Annotated in this window: 17 protein-coding genes; 9 read left to right on the top strand and 8 right to left on the bottom strand. The window is 68.0% G+C overall.

Annotated features, from left to right (window positions below; genetic code table 11):
• Nucleotides 1–606: 606 nt before the first annotated feature.
• Nucleotides 607–2,067 carry a CCA tRNA nucleotidyltransferase gene (locus ON38_RS25380; RefSeq protein WP_039827524.1) on the top strand — a complete coding sequence of 487 codons (1,461 nt, stop codon included), beginning with the start codon at nt 607–609 and terminating at the stop codon, nt 2,065–2,067.
• Between the two features lie 9 nt (nt 2,068–2,076).
• Here the strand turns inward: ON38_RS25380 and ON38_RS25375 are convergent, their stop codons facing one another.
• The gene (locus ON38_RS25375) at nt 2,077–2,901 is read right to left on the bottom strand and encodes a hypothetical protein (RefSeq protein WP_039827532.1); all 825 of its coding nucleotides are present in this window, start codon (nt 2,899–2,901) and stop codon (nt 2,077–2,079) included.
• A gap of 162 nt (nt 2,902–3,063) precedes the next feature.
• On the opposite strand from ON38_RS25375, the gene ON38_RS25370 reads away from it, so the two are divergent.
• On the top strand, nt 3,064–4,716 hold the full coding sequence (locus ON38_RS25370) for a glycoside hydrolase family 183 protein (RefSeq protein WP_083873082.1): 1,653 nt from the start codon (nt 3,064–3,066) through the stop codon (nt 4,714–4,716).
• 11 nt (nt 4,717–4,727) lie between these two features.
• On the opposite strand, the gene ON38_RS25365 is transcribed toward ON38_RS25370, so the two are convergent.
• The 5 genes from ON38_RS25365 to ON38_RS25345 all read right to left on the bottom strand — a co-directional run bounded on the left by ON38_RS25365 (nt 4,728) and on the right by ON38_RS25345 (nt 9,049).
• Nucleotides 4,728–5,591, bottom strand: a complete 864-nt coding sequence (locus tag ON38_RS25365) for a 5-oxoprolinase subunit C family protein (RefSeq protein ID WP_039827522.1) — start codon at nt 5,589–5,591, stop codon at nt 4,728–4,730.
• Complete coding sequence (locus ON38_RS25360; protein WP_039827521.1) at nt 5,588–6,265, bottom strand: 5-oxoprolinase subunit B family protein; 678 nt, start codon at nt 6,263–6,265, stop codon at nt 5,588–5,590. The genes ON38_RS25365 and ON38_RS25360 overlap by 4 nt, the downstream gene beginning before the upstream one ends.
• A gap of 17 nt (nt 6,266–6,282) precedes the next feature.
• Complete coding sequence (locus ON38_RS25355) at nt 6,283–7,035, bottom strand: LamB/YcsF family protein (RefSeq protein WP_085995485.1); 753 nt, start codon at nt 7,033–7,035, stop codon at nt 6,283–6,285.
• A gap of 108 nt (nt 7,036–7,143) precedes the next feature.
• Nucleotides 7,144–8,466: an MFS transporter gene (locus tag ON38_RS25350; RefSeq protein WP_039827529.1), complete on the bottom strand. Its 1,323-nt coding sequence runs from the start codon at nt 8,464–8,466 to the stop codon at nt 7,144–7,146.
• A gap of 79 nt (nt 8,467–8,545) precedes the next feature.
• Nucleotides 8,546–9,049 carry an NUDIX hydrolase gene (locus ON38_RS25345; RefSeq protein WP_051165160.1) on the bottom strand — a complete coding sequence of 168 codons (504 nt, stop codon included), beginning with the start codon at nt 9,047–9,049 and terminating at the stop codon, nt 8,546–8,548.
• Nucleotides 9,050–9,250: 201 nt separating this feature from the next.
• On the opposite strand from ON38_RS25345, the gene ON38_RS25340 reads away from it, so the two are divergent.
• From ON38_RS25340 to ON38_RS25330, 3 genes are all read left to right on the top strand, one after another.
• Complete coding sequence (locus tag ON38_RS25340; RefSeq protein WP_039827520.1) at nt 9,251–10,030, top strand: pirin family protein; 780 nt, start codon at nt 9,251–9,253, stop codon at nt 10,028–10,030.
• Nucleotides 10,031–10,150: 120 nt separating this feature from the next.
• A complete protein-coding gene (locus ON38_RS25335; RefSeq protein WP_039827519.1) occupies nt 10,151–10,624 on the top strand; it encodes a DUF4190 domain-containing protein in 474 nt (157 codons plus the stop codon).
• Between the two features lie 53 nt (nt 10,625–10,677).
• Nucleotides 10,678–12,681 (top strand): M13 family metallopeptidase, encoded by a 2,004-nt coding sequence (locus tag ON38_RS25330; protein ID WP_051165159.1) that lies wholly within the window; start codon nt 10,678–10,680, stop codon nt 12,679–12,681.
• Nucleotides 12,682–13,254: 573 nt separating this feature from the next.
• Here ON38_RS25330 and ON38_RS25325 read toward each other — a convergent pair.
• Nucleotides 13,255–14,142, bottom strand: coding sequence for a L,D-transpeptidase (locus ON38_RS25325; protein WP_039827518.1), 888 nt, complete (start codon nt 14,140–14,142; stop codon nt 13,255–13,257).
• A gap of 634 nt (nt 14,143–14,776) precedes the next feature.
• Here ON38_RS25325 and lppU point away from each other — a divergent pair.
• Nucleotides 14,777–15,415, top strand: a complete 639-nt coding sequence (gene lppU, locus ON38_RS25320) for an LppU family putative lipoprotein (protein ID WP_083873081.1) — start codon at nt 14,777–14,779, stop codon at nt 15,413–15,415.
• Between the two features lie 101 nt (nt 15,416–15,516).
• Here the strand turns inward: lppU and ON38_RS25315 are convergent, their stop codons facing one another.
• The gene (locus ON38_RS25315; RefSeq protein ID WP_039827516.1) at nt 15,517–16,209 is read right to left on the bottom strand and encodes a chymotrypsin family serine protease; all 693 of its coding nucleotides are present in this window, start codon (nt 16,207–16,209) and stop codon (nt 15,517–15,519) included.
• Between the two features lie 610 nt (nt 16,210–16,819).
• On the opposite strand from ON38_RS25315, the gene ON38_RS25310 reads away from it, so the two are divergent.
• The 3 genes from ON38_RS25310 to ON38_RS25300 form a co-directional block, all read left to right on the top strand.
• Entirely contained in the window at nt 16,820–17,638 is an 819-nt protein-coding gene (locus tag ON38_RS25310; protein ID WP_030524481.1) for an MlaE family ABC transporter permease, read from the top strand.
• A 4-nt stretch (nt 17,639–17,642) separates the two neighbouring features.
• Nucleotides 17,643–18,506, top strand: a complete 864-nt coding sequence (locus ON38_RS25305) for an MlaE family ABC transporter permease (protein WP_030524482.1) — start codon at nt 17,643–17,645, stop codon at nt 18,504–18,506.
• 3 nt (nt 18,507–18,509) lie between these two features.
• Nucleotides 18,510–19,666: MlaD family protein (locus tag ON38_RS25300; protein WP_039827526.1), on the top strand; the 1,157-nt coding region annotated here is incomplete at its 3' end.

Here is a 19,666-nt window from a genome sequence, read left to right as displayed (position 1 = left end):
GGGCGGTCGAGTCGACATCAGATCCGGACCTCGAATGCCGACGTCACCGCAAGCCGACCCGAGCGATCGAGTCGGCATCCGATCCGGACCTCGAATGCTCACGCAACCACATGTGTCGAGTTTTACGAGACACCTGAAAGGGTTGAGGCCCGTCTCGCCGTTTCGGCCTCGAAAGCGCCCGCGCGAAGCGCAAGTCTCGAGGCCGAAACGGCGAGACACAAGGGGGCCTCAACCCCGCGGCGCCGAAGGCGCCGCCAAAAACACAGCAGCTTGGCGAGTGAGTCCGCCCTCTGACCTTGGCGAGTAAGCCCCCTCACCTACGTGAGCACACCACGCCCCGTCTGCGCGCACACTCCCCTCACCTACGTGAGCACACCGCCCCTCACCGGCCCGCACACCGCCCCGCACACCGGGTTCTCATCTGCGCGAGCTCGCCTCTCCGGTCATGAGTTCGCCTCTCGGCTTCCCCGACCGGTCCGCGGCGCCTTTTCCATCGGGCTGCTGTCACAACCCCCGCCGTCCGATGGCAATCCTCCGGACCCATAAGCGCCCGACCATACCGTCGGCCGGAAAATCGCATCTGGTCCTACTCGGTAAGGTTCTGCTGTGGTTTCGACCGAGTCCGACGACGTTGTGCAGGATCGCCGTACCCGTTTGCTCGCGGCGGCCGCGATCACGCTGGGCCGGCTCTCCGATGTGCTGACGCCGCTCGGCGAGATGTTCTCCGCGCGCGGTTTCCAGCTGTACCTGGTCGGGGGGAGTGTGCGCGACGCCGTGCTGGGGCGGCTCGGGACGGATCTGGATTTCACCACCGACGCGCGGCCGGAGCAGGTGCTGGAGATGCTGCGCGGGTGGGCGGACCAGCTGTGGGATACCGGGGGGCTGGCGTTCGGGACGGTGAGTGCCGCCAAGAACGGGCAGCAGTTGGAGATCACCACATTCCGGAGCGACACCTACGACCGCGTTTCGCGTAATCCGGAGGTCAGCTTCGGCGACACGCTGGAGGACGACCTGGTCCGGCGGGATTTCACGGTCAATGCCATGGCGGTCCGGATCGCGGCCGACGGGGCGCTGGAATTCGTGGATCCGCTGGACGGGATGGCGGCGCTGCTGGCCGGGGTGCTGGATACCCCCGCGGCCCCGGAGGACTCGTTCGGTGACGACCCGTTGCGCATGCTGCGCGCGGCGCGTTTCGTTTCGCAGCTCGGTTTCGAGGTGCATCCGCGGGTGCGGGCGGCGATCACCGAGATGGCCCCGGAGATCGACCGGATCACCGCGGAGCGGGTGCGGACCGAACTGGACAAGCTGATCGGCGGGGCGCACCCGATCGACGGCATCGACATGATGTGCGAGACGGGTCTGGCGCAACGGGTGCTGCCCGAGGTCCCGGCGATGAAGCTGGAGATCGACGAGCATCATCAGCACAAGGACGTCTACTGGCATTCGCTGACCGTGCTGGAACAGGCCATCGACCAGGAGGAAGGCGATCCCGATCTGGTGCTGCGCTGGGCGGCGTTGTTGCACGATATCGGGAAGCCGGACACCAAACGCAACGAACCCGGCGGCGGGGTGAGCTTCCACCATCACGAGGTGGTGGGCGCGAAAATGGTGCGCAAGCGGATGCGCGCGCTGAAGTATCCGAAGCAGTTCACCGAGGATGTCGCTCGGCTGGTGTTCCTGCACTTGCGGTTCCACGGTTACGGCAAGGGGCAGTGGACCGATTCCGCGGTCCGCCGCTACGTCACCGACGGCGGCGAGTTGCTGCCCCGCCTGCACAAACTGGTGCGCGCGGACTGCACCACCCGGAACAAACGCCGGGCGGCGGCATTGCGATCCACCTACGACGAGCTGGAGGCGCGGATCGCGCGGCTGCAGGAGCAGGAGGATCTGGCCCGGGTCCGGCCGGATCTGGACGGTAACGCGATCATGGAGCTGCTGGGACTGCCGCCGGGACCCGAGGTCGGGCGGGCCTGGCGTTATCTGAAGGAGCTGCGTCTGGATCGCGGACCGCTCACCCGGGACGAGGCCGAGGCGGCGCTCGAGCAGTGGTGGCAGACCCAGCAGTGAGCCGCCCGCTCAGAAAACGATCAGGGTGGTGCCGGCCACGATCGCGGAACGGATCTGGGCCAGGTCGAACGAGCCGCTGACCGGCGCGAGTTCTATCCGGAACCGCACCACCGCGTCGTCACGGACGGCCCACCGGACCCGTGCGCCACGGGGCAACTCACCGATCGGGATGGGGTTCATCGTGCGCCACCGCCGGGGAACCGGCAGCCCGGCCCAGGTCGCGCGCCGGACCAACAGGTGCAGGACATCCTCGGTGACCGAGGCGTCCAGATCCGCGGTGATGCGCTTGCGGCGGTGCACCGCGCGGACGAGACCCTGCTCGGTCACCGCGAGTTCCCATTCCCGCTGTCGGCTCGCGAGCCACTCCACCACGGTGACCAGGCCGATGGTGCCCTCGATATCGACCCGGTTGGCGCGTACCCGGGTCGGGACGCCCGGAACCAGCCGGACCTCGTGCGAGACGACGGTGACCTCGTCGATGGGCCTTTCGTCCCAGCGCAGTCCGCGCAGGACGGCCCTGGTCTGGAAATGCGCGCCGCGGCGGCGCACTTTCAGCAGGTCCAGGGTGCCGGTCAGCCGATGGCCCAGCAGTGTCGCGCTGATCTTCTGTCCGCCGAATCGGCTCAGTATTCCTTCGCTGAGCACGGTGAGCAGTGTGTCCGGGAGCAGTGCGGTGACGGTGCCGGCGCCGAGGTCGGCCATCGGTTCCATCCAGGCGGTGGTCAGGCTGATCCACTGTTCCAGCCGGGTCTGCTCGAACAGTCGTTTACCCAGGTCTACGGCCCGCAGTGCGGAGAACAGGGAGGCCGGTCGGGGATCGGAGTAGGCGGCCATGATCACTTTCGAGGGTACTGGGTCGGTGGGGACCCGACCACGCGGAGTCGCCCGGGTCACCCTGTCGTGTCGGGCCTGGCGGGACTTCCCGGAGGCCCGACCACGACCCGCGTCGATCAATCGGCACGGAGACCGGCCGGTTCGGGTAGGTTCGGTCCGGCAATGGGACTCGACCAGAGACTGCGAGAAGTTGTGATCGGGGTGATATCGGGTCCGCGGCCCGGTCGTGTCGGGCTCGCGTTCCTCGGACTGGTGCTCGCGGGGTATGTCGCTGTGCCGGTCCCCGCTCATGCCGCGCCGCATCCGTGGGCGCCACCTCCGGTGAACGATTGTGGCGAAACCGGTTTCGACCCGCTGGCCCGGGAACCCGATCCGTCGGCCCCGCCTCCGCCGCCGGTGCAGGTGCCTCCAGTGATCGATATCCCGGTGCCGGTGCCGCAGCTGCAACCGGTGCCCGTCCCCGATCCGCCGCCGGACAACACCCGGATCACCCCTGATCCACTGCCCGCCGACCCCTGCCACAACCCCTGCCCCGATATCCGTGACACACCGAAACCGGTGCCGCCCGCGCCCGATGAGCCGGCGCCTCCCCCGGCCGCGCCGGGTGGTGGCTCGGCGAACGGCAGCGGTTCGGGTTCGTCCGGTTCCGGAACGCCGTGGCGACTACCCGAGGTTCGGGTGAAGCCGGAGATCGAGCCGATCCCGTACCCGGTGCCCGGTGGCGAGGGCGCGCCGCCGCAACCGGCGCCGCCGCCGGTGGTGCATCCGGCCGAACCGGGTCCGGTCGCGGCACCGGTGGCGCCACCCCGGGTCGAGGAGGTACGGCTGGTGGAGCAGGTCACCGGGCCCGGGTCGGCGAACCGCACCGATATGCGCTGGCAGGTCGACGGCACCGACCTCGGGCTGATGTGGGAGACCGAACCCGGCCGGATCGCCATGGTCTTCGGCGATACCTTCGGAAAGGGCTGGTCGGCCGGTGGTGTGGGCGGCCCGGACGACGACTGGCGCAGTAATGTGCTCGCCTACAGCACCGACCGGGATCTCTCCGACGGTCTGGCGCTGGACACCATGGTGCAGGACAGCCGTTGCCACGCGGCCGAACTGCTGGGTAGTCGCAAGATCAAGAACTGGGAGACCACCACCATCCCGACCTCCGGTTTCGCCCTCGGCGGGCGGCAGTACCTGAGCTTCATGTCGGTGAACCGCTGGAGCCGCGTGCCGGGATTGTGGTGGACGAACTACGGCGGTATCGCCTACTCCGACGACGGCGGCAGCACCTGGGTCAAGGACCAGCACGCTCGCTGGGACAACCTGTTCGGGCTCGGCCGGTTCCAGGTGACGGCCATGGTGCCGGACGGCGACTACGTCTACATGTTCGGCACCCCCAACGGCCGGATCGGGGTCATCGGGCTGGCGCGCGTCCCGAAGGACGAGGTGCTGAACAAGTCGGCGTACCAGTACTGGGTGGGCGGCACCTGGGCCCCGGCGGCCGAGAACCAGGCGACCCCGCTGGTGGCCGGTATCGCCAGTGAGCTGTCGGTCCGCGTCGACCCGGGGACCGGACACTGGCAGATGAGCTATCTGGATTCCGCGCGCGGCGCGATCGTCCTGCGTACCGCCGCCGGCCCCCAGGGCAGCTGGACCGAACCGGTGCAGCTGGTATCGACGGCCGACTATCCGAAGGCCTACGGCGGTTTCCTCCATCCGTGGTCCACCTCGCGGGATCTGTATTTCGCCCTGTCGGCGTGGGATTCGTACAACGTGTATCTCCTGCACGCCCGGCTGGCACCGCCGGACGAGCCACCGGCTTCGTGAGGTCGGCGAGATCAGCCGGGGCCGGTAGCGCGGCGGAACCGGAGCCGCTGGCCGGGCCGGGCCTGCGACACCCGATCGATATCGGCGTCGGCGACCACCGCGATCACCGGATAACCGCCGGTGATCGGGTGGTCGGCCAGGAAGATCACCGGTTGACCGCTGGGCGGAACCTGCACCGACCCGAGCGCCATCCCTTCGGTGGCGAGTTCGCCGGCCGATTTCCGCTGTAGCGCCGGCCCGTCCGCGCGGTCCAGCCGCGCCCCGACCCGGTCGGTATCGGCGCTCACCGACCAGTGGCCGGCGAACAGGGCGGCCGGATCGGTGAACCAGTCGTCCCGGGGGCCGGGCAGGGCGCGGATCTCCAGCGTTGGGTCCGGCCCGGGTAGCGGCGCCTGCTCGATATTCGGCCAGTCGCGGGGCGGTGGACCGATGGGGACGGTGTCGCCCTCGCGCAACGGGGGCGGGCCGATACCCGAGAGAGTGTCGTAACTGCGGGAACCCAGTACCGGGGGTACGGCGATTCCTCCGCGTACCCCTATATAGCTGCGTAGTCCGGTGCGGGTCGTGCCCAGCCGCAGGCGCCGGCCGGGCGCGAGGTGCAGCACGCTCGCGTGACCCACCGGGGTCCCGTCGAGGGTGGCGGGGGCGGGCGCCCCGGTGACCGCAACCAGAACCGACGTTTCCGCGCGCAGGGTGAGCCCGCCGAGCAGGGCTTCGATCCCGGCGTATCCCTCCGGGTTTCCCACCAGGCGGTTCGCCAGCCGTAGCGCGCCGCGATCCGCGGCGCCCGACGGTCCCACGCCGGAATGGAACCACCCCGGGCGGCCCAGGTCCTGGACGGTGGCCGCGGCACCGACCCGCTCGATCACGATCACGCGGCGGCGCCCACGTCGACGAAGCGCACCCGCGCACCGGCGTGGACCAGGGCGGGTGGGTCCCGTTCGGTATCCCACATGGTCAGTGCCGTGGTGCCGATGAGCTGCCAGCCACCCGGCGTCTCCCGCGGATACACGGCCGACCAGCCTCCGGCCAACCCCACCGACCCTGCCGGTATGCGGGTGCGCGCGGTATCCCGGCGGGGGACGCGGTACCGCCAGTCGCCGGCGGTGAGATAGCCGAAGCCGGGCGCGAAGCCGACGAACGCGCACTGCCAGGTCGCGGCGGTATGCGCCGCGATCACCTGGTCCGGTCGCAGATCCAGCATCTCGGCCACCGACTCCAGATCGGGACCGTCGTAGCGCACCGGTATCCGCACAGGTTCGGTTGCGGGCGTGGATGTTCCACGGGAAACATCGGATCTCGCCGCGCTCACCACGGCGACGGCGCGTTCCAGTTCCCGCCGCACCCGGGGTGCCGACCGTACCGAATCCACGGTGACCAGCACGGTTTCCGCGGCGGGTAGGACGTCCACCACCCCGGCGACCGAACGTCCGGCCAATTCCGCGACCAGCCGGCCGACCTGCTCCGGATCGTCCGGGGTGAGCAGGAAGGCCCGGTCGCCGGCACACCGTACCGCCGCCGCTTCCCCGATTCGTGGTGCTCGCGACATATCACCTCACCCGTTGTTCAGGTGAACGACGCTACCGCTATCCCGGCGTCCTCGAGCGCGGCCCGGATCCGCCGGGCCATCCGGACCGCGGCCGGGGTGTCGCCGTGTACGCAGATACTGTCCGGCGCGACAGCCACGGTGCCGCCGCCCAGCACCCGGGCGGTACCGTTCTCCGCCAGTGAGACGGCTTGGGCGACCGCCGTATCGGCCCCGAGCACGGCGCCCGGGGTGCCGCGCGCCGCGAGACCGCCCGCGGCGGTATAGGCGCGGTCGGCGAAACCCTCGCTCACAAACGTGGTGCCCGCGGCCAGCGCGGACTTCTCGAGATGTGTACCGGCGGGTCCGAGCAGGACGAGGGCGGGGTCGTAGTCCCGCAGGCCCGCGAGCACGGCATCGGCGAGCGCCGCATCGGCCGCGGCGGCGTGGTACAGCGCACCGTGGGGTTTCACATATCGCACCCGGTCGCCCGCCGCCCGGGCGAAGCCGTCCAGGGCGCCGATCTGGTAGAGCGTCTCGTCCCGGAGGTCCGCGGGCGTCACCGCCATCGCCCGCCGCCCGAACCCCGCCAGGTCCCGGTAGCCGATATGCGCCCCGATCCGCACCCCCTTCTCCACCGCCGTCGCGCAGGTGCGCCGCATGATGGAGGGATCGCCGGCATGGAATCCGCACGCGATATTGGCGCTGGTCACGATATCGAGCATGGCGGCGTCCTCGCCCATGCTCCACGCCCCGAACCCCTCACCGAGATCGCTGTTGAGGTCCAGACCCATGCCATGGCCTCCTTCCGGCTCTGCCTCCATTGTTCACACGGTGGTGCCGCCGCGCACCGCGCTTCGGCCGGTACCCGGGCGTAGCCGGGCAGCCGGCAGCATTCCTTCTCATCCGGCGGCGCCGGACGGCGGCCGAATCCTCCTGCGATTGTTGAGCAGCAGGGCGACAATGCCTGCCCCGTAGCAGCCCGCCCCGGCCAGGACCACGGCCGGTGACCTGCCGTCGGCCGGGACGACCAGGGCCGTCCCCGCGACCGCCAGGACGAACGCGATATTGAACACCGTGTCCTGGAGGGCGAAAACCTGGCCGCGGCGGTCGTCGGGGATATCGATCTGCATGGCGGCGTCACCGGTGAGTTTGATGGCCTGCCCGGCCAGCCCGAGCAGGAAAGCCCCGGCGAGCAGGAGTTGGTGGGCCCGGGGCACGCTGTCGGCCGAGTGGGTGACGGCGGTGGGCAGCACCAGCGTCAGCTGCACCGCGATCGCACCGCACAGGGCCAGCAGAATGGTCCGGGGCCGGCCCAGGCGGGGGATGAGCAGCGGGGTGAGCAGCGCCGCCAGCAGCATTCCGGCAGCGGTCGCGGTGATCGCGACCCCGAAACCGATCAATCCACTGTCCACCGCCGCGCCCTGGGACGGCGATTCCCGCAGCACCAGCACCATGACGAGGGTATTGACGCCGAATACGACCCGGTGGGTACCGATACCGATCATCGCGGTGGACACATCGACCGAATCCCGGACCGCGCGAGCGCCGACCAGCAGCCCGGTGAGTACCGCGCGTACCGCGCCCGCGGTGTCGCCGGGCTCCGATTCCGGGCCGAGGGTCCGGGGCCGGAACCCGGCCGTGAGCACCACTCCGGCCACCGAGCCGGTCACACTCAGCGCCACGGCGACCGCCGAACCGGTATCGCCGGCGCCGATCGCGCCGATCACCGCCACCGCGGCCGCCGCGCCCCCGGCCGCGCATGCCGAGCCCACTGTCGCGAGTACGGAGTTGGCCGGCACCAGCCGGTGCTGTGCCAGCACCCGCGGCAGCGCCGCCGAGACGCCGGCCGCGGTGAACCGGCTGATCCCGACCACCGCCAGTGCCGGCAGCAGTAGGAAGCTCGCTCGGGCGCCGGCGAGCAGGCCCAGTGCCACCGCGGCGATCAGCAGGCCGCGCATCAGGTTGGCGATCAGCAGGACCAGTCGCCGGTCCCAGCGGTCCAGCAGTGCGCCCGCGTACGGTCCGATCAGCGAATAGGGCAGCAGCAGTACCGCGAAACCGGCCGCGACGGCGAGCGGGTCGGTTTCGCGTTCGGGATTGAACAGGATCGCCCCGGACAGCGCGGCCTGGAACATGCCGTCACCGAACTGGCTCGTGAAGCGCACCAGCGTCAGCCGGACCGCGCCGGGGCTCTCGCCGATCGCGGCGCGCAGCGCCAACAGGTCGTGCCGCCGTCCGCCGCCCGCCGGTGTCCGGTCCGTGGTGGTGGGTTCGGGCGCAGAGCTGGACACCGCCGCGACGCTACCCGCCCCGCGGGCCCGGGGGTATTCCGGCCGGTCCGGGTATCCGCTCGGCGATGAGCAGGTCGACGGCCTCGCGCATATCGGGCGCCATCGGCAGGGTGCCCAGCGCGCCGGCGTCTATCCAGGCGTAATCGTCGTGCTCGTCCGGGTCCAGTGTTATCTCACCGGGTTCGGCTTCGGCCAGAAAACTGAATTTCCGCACCTTGGCCTTGGTGCGGGTGGCGTAGTCGAACCAGCCGAGGAAATCGGTGATCCGGCTGGCCACCAGGCCGGTCTCCTCGAACAGTTCCCGCGCCGCTCCCTCGGTGAGGGATTCACCGGATTCGACCCCGCCACCGGGCAGCTCGTACATCCCGCCGAGATAGCCGCCCGGTACCCGGCGCACCACCAGCAGTTTCCCGTCCCGGAACACCGCGACGCCGACGACCAGGTCGGTGATGCCGTCGCGCCGCGCGGCGGCACGTAGCCGCTGCTCGGTCCGCGCGAGCGCTTCGGGGCGCATCCTTCACCTCCCGGTTCCGTATGGATCCATTCTCGTGAAACGTATGCCACACCGCTGTTACCGCCCCGGTTGCTCACCGGCCGTTCACTCCCAGGTCGTTCGCGTAAAATGCCGTGAGCGGACAATCGACGAGGTCGTGGTATCGCCGAGGTACTACATACGGGAAAGGTAATTGTGCCCGAGCCGGAGAGGAGTCGTGCGATGTCCACGCTGCCGAGGCCGCATATCGATGTCCATCGTGCGGGCGATCGTATGAAAACCCGGATCTCCTGGCTCGATTCCAAGCATTCGTTCTCCTTCGGCGAGCACTACGACCCCGAGAACACCCATCACGGTCTGCTGCTGGTGAACAATGACGATATCGTCCTTCCCGGCCAGGGCTTCGATACGCACCCGCACCGCGATATGGAGATCGTGACATGGGTGCTCGAGGGTTCCCTGGTTCATCAGGATTCGCTCGGCCACAGTGGTGTCATATACCCGGGACTCGCGCAGCGGATGAGTGCCGGCACCGGGATCCGGCATTCGGAGAAGAACGATTCGTGGCGAGTGGACGGCAACCTTCCCGAACACGATGAACCGGTGCATTTCGTGCAGATGTGGGTGCTGCCCGATGAACCCGGGATCGAGCCGGGTTACCAGCAACTCGAAATCGACGACCAGCTGGCCGCGGGTGGTCTGGTGACCGTGGCGTCCGGGTTGCCGCGGTACCGCGATCGGACCGCCATCGCCATCAACAGCTCGCATTCGGCGCTGCACGTGGCGAGGCTCGCACCGGACGCGCAGGACTCGGTGGAGCTGCCCGAGGCGCCCTATGTCCACGTGTTCGTCGCCCGCGGCGCGGTCGAGATGGAGGGTGTGGGCCTGCTGGACGTGGGTGACGCGGTGCGCCTGACCTTTTCCGGCGGCCAGCGGCTGATCGCGCGGCAACCGGCGGAAGTGCTGATCTGGGAGATGCATGCCCGGCTCGGCGCCGGGTAACGTCCGAAAAGTCCGGATAGGGTCGACCCGTCGCTGATCGACCCTCGACAATGGTATGCGGACCGAGCCCGCTCGAGCGTTACCGGCAGGGTCTCGACCAGCTCAGCTGAGGAGGAACGTATGTCCTATCCACCGCCCCCGGGCCATCCCGCGCCGGGACCCTACCCCGGCACCGGCGGGCAGCCCGAGTACTGGCAGGAATCGCCGAAACGCAAGGGAATGGCGATCGCCGCGCTGGTCCTCGGCATCCTCGGCGTACTGAGCTTCTGGACCATCGTCGGCGGCGTCCTCTTCGGGCTCGTCGCGGTGATCCTCGGGGTGATCGCCCTGGTGAAGGCGAATCGCGGAACCGGCGGCGGCGGGGTCATGGCCGCGATCGGCCTGATCCTCGGCCTGCTCGCCATCGTCGGGGTGATCGTCGTCGGGATCGTCGGCTGGGGTATCTGGTCGGATTCCGGTGGCCGCGACTTCGTCGACTGCGTCAGCAACGCGGGCGGTGATCAGAGTGCGGTGTCGCGGTGTGAGGACGAGTTCAACCAGCGCATCGAGGACCAGTACGGGGTGACGATCGCCCCGCCGGAGCCCACCAACTGAGCTGCCGGGCCGGTCCCCGCCCGGATCGGCCCGGCACCGGCATACTGGGTGCTGTGACTTCCGACGTGACGAGCCCCTCCGGTATCGATCTGACCCATCTCGACCCGGCCGTCCGGGTGCAGGACGATCTGTTCACGCATGTCAACGGCGCCTGGCTGGCCGGGTACGAGATCCCGGCCGACCGTGCGGTCGACGGCGCGTTCCGTGCCCTGTTCGACCAGGCGGAGCTGGATGTCCAGGAGATCATCCGCAATGCCGCCGGCGAACCCGGTAGCGACGCCCGCAAGATCGCCGACCTGTACGCCTCCTTCATGGATACCGATACCGTCGAGGCCGTGGGGCTCACCCCCGTCGTCGAAGAACTGGCCGGGATCGTCCGGACCACCGATCGGGGTGAGTTCGCCGGGCTGCTGGGCCGGTTGCAGCGGGTCGGCGTATCCGGTGCGGTCGCCGTCTACGTCGATACCGACGACAAGAACTCCCAGCGTTACCTCGTCTACGCGACGCAGTCCGGTATCGGACTGCCCGACGAGTCCTACTACCGCTCCGACGACTACGCCGAGGTCCGCGAGCGCTATATCGCGCATATCGACCGGATGTTCGCGCTGGCGGCGGCCGATCCGCGGATCGCGGAGTTGCTGCCCTCCGGGCCGGTGGGCACCCGCATTTTCGAGCTCGAACGCAAACTCGCGGCCGGGCACTGGGACGTGGTGCGCCGCCGTGACGCCGAATTGAGCTACAACCTCACCACTTTCGCCGATCTGGCGGCCGCGCATCCGGAGTTCGACTGGACCGCCTGGGCCGCCGGTCTCGCCGAGGGCGTCCCGGGCGGCGGTCCGGATCTGCTGGCCGAGCTGGTGGTCCGGCAACCCGACTTCCTCCGGACCTTCGCGCAGCTGTGGGCCGCCGAATCGCTCGCGGACTGGCAGCTGTGGGCGCAGTGGCGGGTGCTGCGGTCCCGTGCGCCCTACCTCACCGAGGCGGTGGTGGAGGAGAGTTTCGATTTCTACGGCCGTACGCTGACCGGCGCCCAGGAGAACCGGGAGCGGTGGAAGCGCGGGGTGTCGCTGGTACAGGACCTGCTCGGCGAAGCGGTGGGCAAACTATATGTGGCCGAGCATTTCCCGCCCGAGGCCAAGGCGGCGATGGTACGGCTGGTGGAGAACCTGCGCGAGGCCTACCGCCGCAATATCACCGAGCTGGAGTGGATGAGCCCGGCGACGCGGCAGGCGGCGCTGGCGAAACTGGACAAGTTCACGCCCAAGATCGGCTATCCCGAGCGCTGGCGCGACTATTCCGCGTTCACCGTGGCGCCGGCCGACCTGGTCGGTAACTACCGCCGCGGCTACGCCGTGGATCACGATCGGGATCTGAACAAGCTCGGCGGCCCGGTGGACCGGGACGAATGGTTCATGACCCCGCAGACCGTGAACGCCTACTACAACCCCGGCATGAACGAGATCGTCTTCCCGGCCGCCATCCTGCAGCCGCCGTTCTTCGATATGAACGCCGACGACGCCGCCAACTACGGCGGGATCGGGGCGGTGATCGGGCACGAGATCGGCCACGGCTTCGACGATCAGGGCGCCAAGTACGACGGCGACGGAAATATGGTCGACTGGTGGACCGATACCGATCGCGCCGAGTTCGCCAAGCGGACGCGGGCGCTGATCGATCAGTACGACGTGCTCTCCCCCGCCGATCTGTCCGACGAGCACACCGTGAACGGTGAGTTCACGATCGGCGAGAACATCGGCGATCTGGGCGGGCTCTCCATCGCCCTGCAGGCGTACCGGATCTCCCTGAACGGGCAGGAAGCACCGGTGATCGACGGCCTGACCGGGCTGCAGCGGGTGTTCTTCGGCTGGGCGCAGGTCTGGCGGACCAAAGCACGGCCGGAGGAGGCGATCCGCCGGCTCGCGGTGGACCCGCATTCGCCCGCGGAATTCCGCTGCAACGCGGTGGTCCGCAATATCGACGCCTTCCACGAGGCCTTCGAACTGACCCCCGATGACGCCCTCTACCTGGCGCCCGAGGAGCGGGTCAAGATCTGGTGAGGGTGTTGCCGGCCGCGGGGTCGGGGCCCCTCTCGGTCCCGTCGTTCAGCGCCCGGGACTCGCGCCCTCGGCGCATGCAGTGTGCGGTGGGCCGTCCATAGACTGCGGCCATTGAGCACCTTCGGCCGAGGGGGCGGGACGGGCCCGACCCTTTGCGGGCCTCGCTGAACTCGGCGCCGAGAAGGTGAAGGCGCGCAAGCGCGCGGTGCCGAGGCGAATGCGGAAAATGGGAGCTGCGCAGCGGATGATGCCGTTTGCGAACGGCAATAGATACGGGCGATGCCCGAGAGCCGAGGAAGTTGGCGGTGCGATATCCCGATCGCCGCTGTGCGGCGAATCGGAACCGAATCGGCCGTCATCTTATGGGCGGGTGCGTGCGAGCTACACGCCGACCCGGCCGTCGAATGCCGCCGCAACCCGTATGTGTCGAGTTTTACGAGACACCTGAAAGGGTTGAGGCCCGTCTCGCCGTTTCGGCCTCGAAAGCGCCCGCGCGAAGCGCAAGTCTCGAGGCCGAAACGGCGAGACACAAGGGGGCCTCAACCCCGCGCCGCCGGAGGCGGCGCCGAAAACTCAGTTCCAGTCGCCCAGGCCGTCGCCGGCGTTGAGGGTGCCGCCCTGGGTGTTCTGCACGATCACAGCGTCACCCTTCTTGACGTTCTCGTAGAACCACTTGGCGTCCTCGGTGCTCACATTGAGGCAGCCGTGGCTGGTGTTCGCATAACCCTGGGAGCCGACCGACCACGGGGCGGCGTGGACGAAGATGCCGCTGTTGGAGATGCGGGTCGCGTATTCGACATCGAGTTTGTAGCCCTCGGGGGCATCGATCGGGACACCGTAGGTGGACGAGTCCATGACCATTTCGCGCTTCTGCTCACCGACGATGTAGGTGCCGTTGGGCGTTTCGTGGTCGACCTTGCCCATCGAGGTCGGCATGGTGCGGACGACCTCGCCGTTACGGGTCACGGTGATCATCTTGGTGTTGTCGTCGGCGGTGGCGATCACGGCGTCACCGACGTGGAAGGCGCTGCGGCTGCCGCCGGCCTCGACCACGACGTCGCTCTGCGCGGGCCAGAACTCGGTCGGCCGCCAGCGCACCTGCTTATCGCTCCACCAGTAGAAGTGTCCGGGCACCTCGGTGGAGGAGGTGATCTTGATGGCGCGCTCGGCGGCGGCCCGATCTTCGACCGGATCCTTGAAGTTGATGATGATCGGCTGCGCGATACCGACCTCTTCGCCTTCGGAGGGGTTGATGGCGGGAGGCGCGAAGTTGGCCGCCGGCGGCGCGGGTTCGACGGCGCCTGCCGCCGATCCGGAGGGCAGGGCCGGCAATGCGTAGGCGGGGGCCGTGGCCACCGTGGTGGCTGCGGCGAGCGCGGCCGTCAACAGGACACCATGCCGAAGCCGCCGCTGAGCACGGCGGCCGGTCGGCAGCGACCCGGTGTTGTCGAAGACATGCATAAGAGTGTTCGTCCGTCCATTCGACTCTGGAGCGCACGGGGCCTGTGGGCCGCCGATACGTCCTTCGGAGCACCCCGGCGAGTGTTCGCGGAGTTCTGTGGAGCCCCTCCACGGCCGCCCGGCCCGTGGGCGTCTGGTCGTCCGCGGGCCCGCCGGTCGTAGAGTTGTGGAGCGGTCCCGACGGGCTGGTGCGCATCGCGGAAGCTCGCTGGATCCAGCTGATGCGCCTCCGCTCCGAGTTCCTTCGTACTGCCTTTACGAAGTCGTGACCAGTCCCGATTTCCGTTACATAGCCGTTATGCATGACCGGTGTGTCGTACCACGCTCCCCCGGGGTGGCGTTCCCCGCCCCGCTGGATGCCCGGTGGGCCGGGGATTCCTGTTCGGACGGTGTGTCCGGTCACCGTGAAGGTGATCTGCGTTACCAAACCTGCCGATGAGATATGTCACGTCAGCCCGCTGTCTCCGCGCCGCGGCCGTCCGCCGGGCCGGCCGGACTCCCCGCGGGCGGCGTCATCGGAGTCGACGCTCGGCCCGCCATGGTGTATTCATGGCGTGATATTGCTGGCGGAGCTGTAGTGAGGCGCGGATTCGATGCGGAGGCAGAGTTCGGCATCACAGCGGGAGGACTGTGCGTGTCTGGTTGGGCATCATCTCGATTGTCGGTGGCGATCGCCGGGGCCGCGGTGGCGGCCGGCCTGGCGGTAGCGGGCTGTAGTTCCACCATCGAGGGCCGGGCGCAGCCGGCGATGGAGACCGGCACGGTGGATGCCGTGGACGTGACCGGTACCCCGGGCTCCGGTGAGACCTCGCGGACCACCACCTCCAGCGCGCCGACCACCACCCCGGAGGGCGGCGACGTCAGTTTCGATGCCGAGATCGGTGACTGCGTGACCCTCGGCGGTACCACCACCGACGCCAGTATCGAAGAGGCGTCCTGCGGTAGCAATGAGTCGAACTACAAGGTGATCGGCAAGGCCGAGCAGAGCAGCCAGTGTGTCGGCGATGCCGACAACTACTACGCCGAGAGCCGCAACGGTATCGAGATGGGTGCGCTGTGCCTCGATATCGACTGGGTGGTCGGCGGCTGTATGGATGTGGGCGGCGGGACCACCGGCCCCGAGCGTATCGATTGCACCGAGACCTCGGCCGCGGACGGGGTGAAGGTCGTCGCGATCGAGCAGGGCGCCACGGATGTCAACGCGTGTGGCGCGGGCAGTTCCGGATACGTGTACCCGGAACGTCGCTTCGTGGTGTGCGTCGACGAACTCTGAGAACCGATCCGCAAGGTGACCGCCCGGCGGCGCCCGACATGCGGAAACGAACGAGGCGGGCACCAGGGGTGCCCGCCTCGTTCCTGTCTCTCCGGTAGCCGCTAGATGGGCCGGTAGCCGGCGCCGATGCCGTGGCGACTGTCGATATCACCCATGATGGTCGTCATGTTCGTGCCGACCTCCGGGCCGAAGCAGGCGATCGCCAGATAGGCGTTCACCATGCCGACCAGGGTGGAACCGACGACGACCGGGGCACCGGAGTCGCCTTCCATCACACACATCTGCGACCAGGTCTCCATACTGCTGGCGAAGATGTCGCCGTAGGCGAGACCGCAGGTGTTGCCGGTGGTGCGGCCCTCCTTGCAAACGATATTGGGGAACTGGGCCGGCGCGCCGACCCCGGTGATGCTCAGGTTGCCGACCCGGTTGACCGGGGTCACCCGGCCCGGATCGAATTCGAGTACCGCGTAGTCCAGGTCCTGGTTGGAGTAGACGAATCGGCCGAGTGCGCCCGCGCCCGGGTCCTGTTCCGAATAGACCTCGTGCCCAGGCGTTCCGCAGTGTCCCGCGGTCAGGCCGACCAGTCTGCCGGCGCCGTCGTGACCGATCGTGGTGAGCGTGCACTGGATCGCATACTCGGACATATGGCCGGACTCGGAGGAGATGATGAGCCCTGAGCCACCACCGAGTACGGGCCGGGCGGGATCGGCGGCTGCCGTCCCGGTGCCGAGGAGCGCCGTACTCAGCGCGACGGCGAAGACGGCGCTGGCCGCCTGGGCGAGTTTCCTGAACATATCCCTCCAGACCTTGAAGCCGCACGATATCAATGTGTGGCACCTCATCGTGGCAGCAAAGGCCCCGACGCGCGCCCCGAGTAGCCGTTACCCGCGAGTTCCGTTGCGTAACAGAGGGGTTCGGCTATTCGGTCGTGCATTCGGCCGGGGTACTCGGCGTGCGGTGCGTACCGCACGAACTCCGGCCACGATAACCCTCGGAAGAATAGCCGAACGCTATTAATTGTCCCGGATTTGGGCGCGCGGGTCGAGTAACGGTCGAATCTCCACACTGCCGCGAAAGGGTTAATTTCCCGGAATATCGTCCGTTATTTAAGTGAACCATGATTCGCACCCGTTCTCGCGGTCCTTGCTGCATTCGAGGCCGGTCAACGGTATGTTCCTCTGGTGCCGCGGAACTCTCGTTGGGATACACACCAAGGAATCAGGGATAACTCGGTGGTCACGCCACAAAGTGATGAACATCTGTGACCGCGGTCTCGCGCCTATGGTGTGTTCCGCACTACTACGTAGTAAGGTGCCTCAAGCAAACCAGCCGTCGGGGTAGGTAACCGACGTCGAGAGGGGTTAGTCAGTGCAGTCGACCAAGAGTCCACCAACAGGTTCTCGGTTGAGCGGAGCGGTCGAGTGGACGCGGGACTACTGGCGCGACCACCCTCGACGTTCATTGGAGACGCTCGGCCGGCAGATGACCATGGGTGTCGAAGCGGTTTCCGAACTCGTGGTCAGTATCTTCCGCGGCCGGTTCCCCCTCGACGAGTTCATCCGCCAGTGCGCGTTCATGGCTAGCGTCGCCGCGGCGCCCACACTGCTCGTCGCGATTCCGATCGGTGTCATCGTATCCATCCAGGTCGGCGCGGTCGCGCAGCAGGTCGGCGCCACCTCGTTCATCGGCGCGGCCAACGGCCTGGGCATCATCCAGCAGGGCGCGCCACTGGTCACCGTGCTGATGATCGCGGGCGCAGTCGGTTCCGCGATCTGCGCCGACCTCGGCTCCCGGACCATCCGTGAAGAAATCGACGCCATGAAAGTCATGGGTGTCGACCCACTGCGCCGGCTCGTGGCACCCCGGCTGGGCGCCGCAATGCTGGTCAGCGTGCTGCTCTGCGGTTTCGTGGTCTTCGTCGGATTTCTGACCGGATACATTTTCAATATTTTCGCCCAGGGCGGCACACCGGGTTCCTATATCGCGACCTTCGCCTCGTTTGCGATAACGCTCGACCTGCTTGTCGCGCTGGTGAAATCGCTGTTGTTCGGTCTGCTCGCGGCAATCATCGCCTGCGATACCGGATTGAACACCCGCGGCGGTCCGGGCGGTGTCGCCAACTCGGTGAATACCGCCGTTGTCATGTCCGCGGTGATGTTGTTCGGAGTGAATGTGATCTTCACCCAGGTGTACAACACTTTGTTCCCCCCGCAGGTGGTGTGAGCCGGTGTCCGCAACCTATGTGCCCCCGCTGCTCAAACCACTGCAGCAACTGCGAAATGCGGCCGGGGCCCCGGTCGATTGGCTGGCCCGGCTCGGGCACCAAGTGTTCTTCTTCCTGCGCTCGGTCGGCTCGATGCCGTTGGCGTTCAAGCAGTACCCCAAAGAAGTCTGGCGCCTGCTCTCGGATGTCACCTGGGGCAACGGCAATCTCATCGTCGGGGGCGGGACCATCGGCGTCGTGCTCATTCTGAGCGCGTTCGGCGGAATGACCGTGGCCATCCAGGGCCACACCTCGCTGGACCTGCTCGGGCTCAGCCCGATCACCGGCGCCATCTCGGCCTTCGCCACCACCCGTGAGCTCGGCCCGCTGCTCGCCGCACTGGCCTTCGCGGCACAGGCGGGCTGCCGGTTCACCGCCCAGCTCGGCGCCATGCGTATCTCGGAGGAGATCGACGCGCTGGAGTCGGTGGCCATCCGCCCGCTGCCCTACCTGGTGAGCACCCGGATGATCGCGGCGATGATCACCATCCTGCCGCTGTACTGCCTGGGCCTGGCGATGGCCTACATCTCCTGCGCGCTGACCGTGCAGCTCATCGGCGGTACCGCCAGCGGTACCTACCAGCACTACTTCTATCAGTTCCTGATTCCGACGGACGTGCTGTACTCGCTGCTCAAGGCGATCGTCTTCGTCGCCATCACCACCTTCATCCAGTGCTACTACGGTTTCTTCGCCTCCGGTGGCCCGGAGGGTGTGGGTGTGGCGGCCGGTCGCGCGATCAAGATGTGCATCATCGCGACCGTTTTCGTAGACCTCTTCATGACCTTGGCCATCTGGGGTGTCAACCCCGGCATCCGGATCTCGGGGTAGGCAATGATCATCGATCCGAGTGGGCGTGGGCCCACGATGAAGCAGTTGCTGATCGCCGGCGTCTGCGGCCTGATCGTCTTCGCGGTCGTGCTCGGCTTCCTGATGGCTCGGTATCAGGGCTATTTCGTGGAGAAGGTCCGGGTCACGGCCAATCTCACCACCACCGGTGACGGGCTGCCCGAACAAGCCGACGTCAAGTTCCGCGGGGTGCTGGTCGGCGCGGTCAAGAACGTGTCGGTCGCCGCCCAGGGCGAACTGCAGCAGGTCAATATCGAACTGAAGCCCGAATTCGCCGACGGAATCCCGGCCACGGTCACTGCCCGCGTGGTGCCCAGCAACCTGTTCGCCGTCACCTCGGTGGAACTGGTCTACAACGGGCCCAGCCAGGACCACCTCGACGAGGGCTCGACCATCGAGGAAGACCGCAGCCAGGGCACCATCGCCCTGCAGGACACGCTGACCACCGTGCAGAACATCCTCGACGCCATCGACCCGATGCAGTTCGGCCGGGTGCTGGGCACCCTGTCCTACGCGCTGGACGGCAGCGGCCGGATGCCCGGATCGACCATCGAACGGATCGACCGCTGGGTGACCTCGGTCGACGAATCCATCCCCGACCTCGGCGTCTTCCTGGCCGACCTCTCGGGTTCGGCACACGCGCTCAACGAATCGGCGCCGGAACTCATGGATGTGCTGGCGTCCTCGGTGAAGACCGCGAGCACGATCGCCGACCGGCGCGAGGAACTGGTGAACGTGATCACCGGGGCCAGCAGTATGGCCGATCAGATCAACGATCTGTTCGCCCGGAACCCGAATGTCGGTAAAGAGCTCACCGTCGGGCTGAACCAGACCTTCGGGGCGCTGGCCGCGAACCCGTCGTCGATCACCAACGCCATCAGCAACCTGAACAACTCGTCGCGCAAGCTGAGCACGGTGTTCACCTGGGGTCCGCAACGGCAGATGGTCTGGAACGCGGGTGTCACCTTCACTCCGTTCAACCCCAATACCGTGGCGGACTGCCCGCGCTACGGCGATCTGGCCGGTCCGAGCTGCGCCACCGCCCCCGCGGTCGCCGATCCGGGCTACCTCCCCGAGCAGGTGAAACCGCGCCGGCTTCCCGCCGCCGACGGGCTGCCGGTCCTGCCGCCGCTGCCCGGACT

It is taken from the genome of Nocardia testacea NBRC 100365 (genome assembly GCF_000308775.1).
GTDB classification, from domain to species: Bacteria; Actinomycetota; Actinomycetes; order Mycobacteriales; family Mycobacteriaceae; genus Nocardia; species Nocardia testacea.
This window is presented reverse-complemented; position numbering and strand designations above follow the sequence as displayed.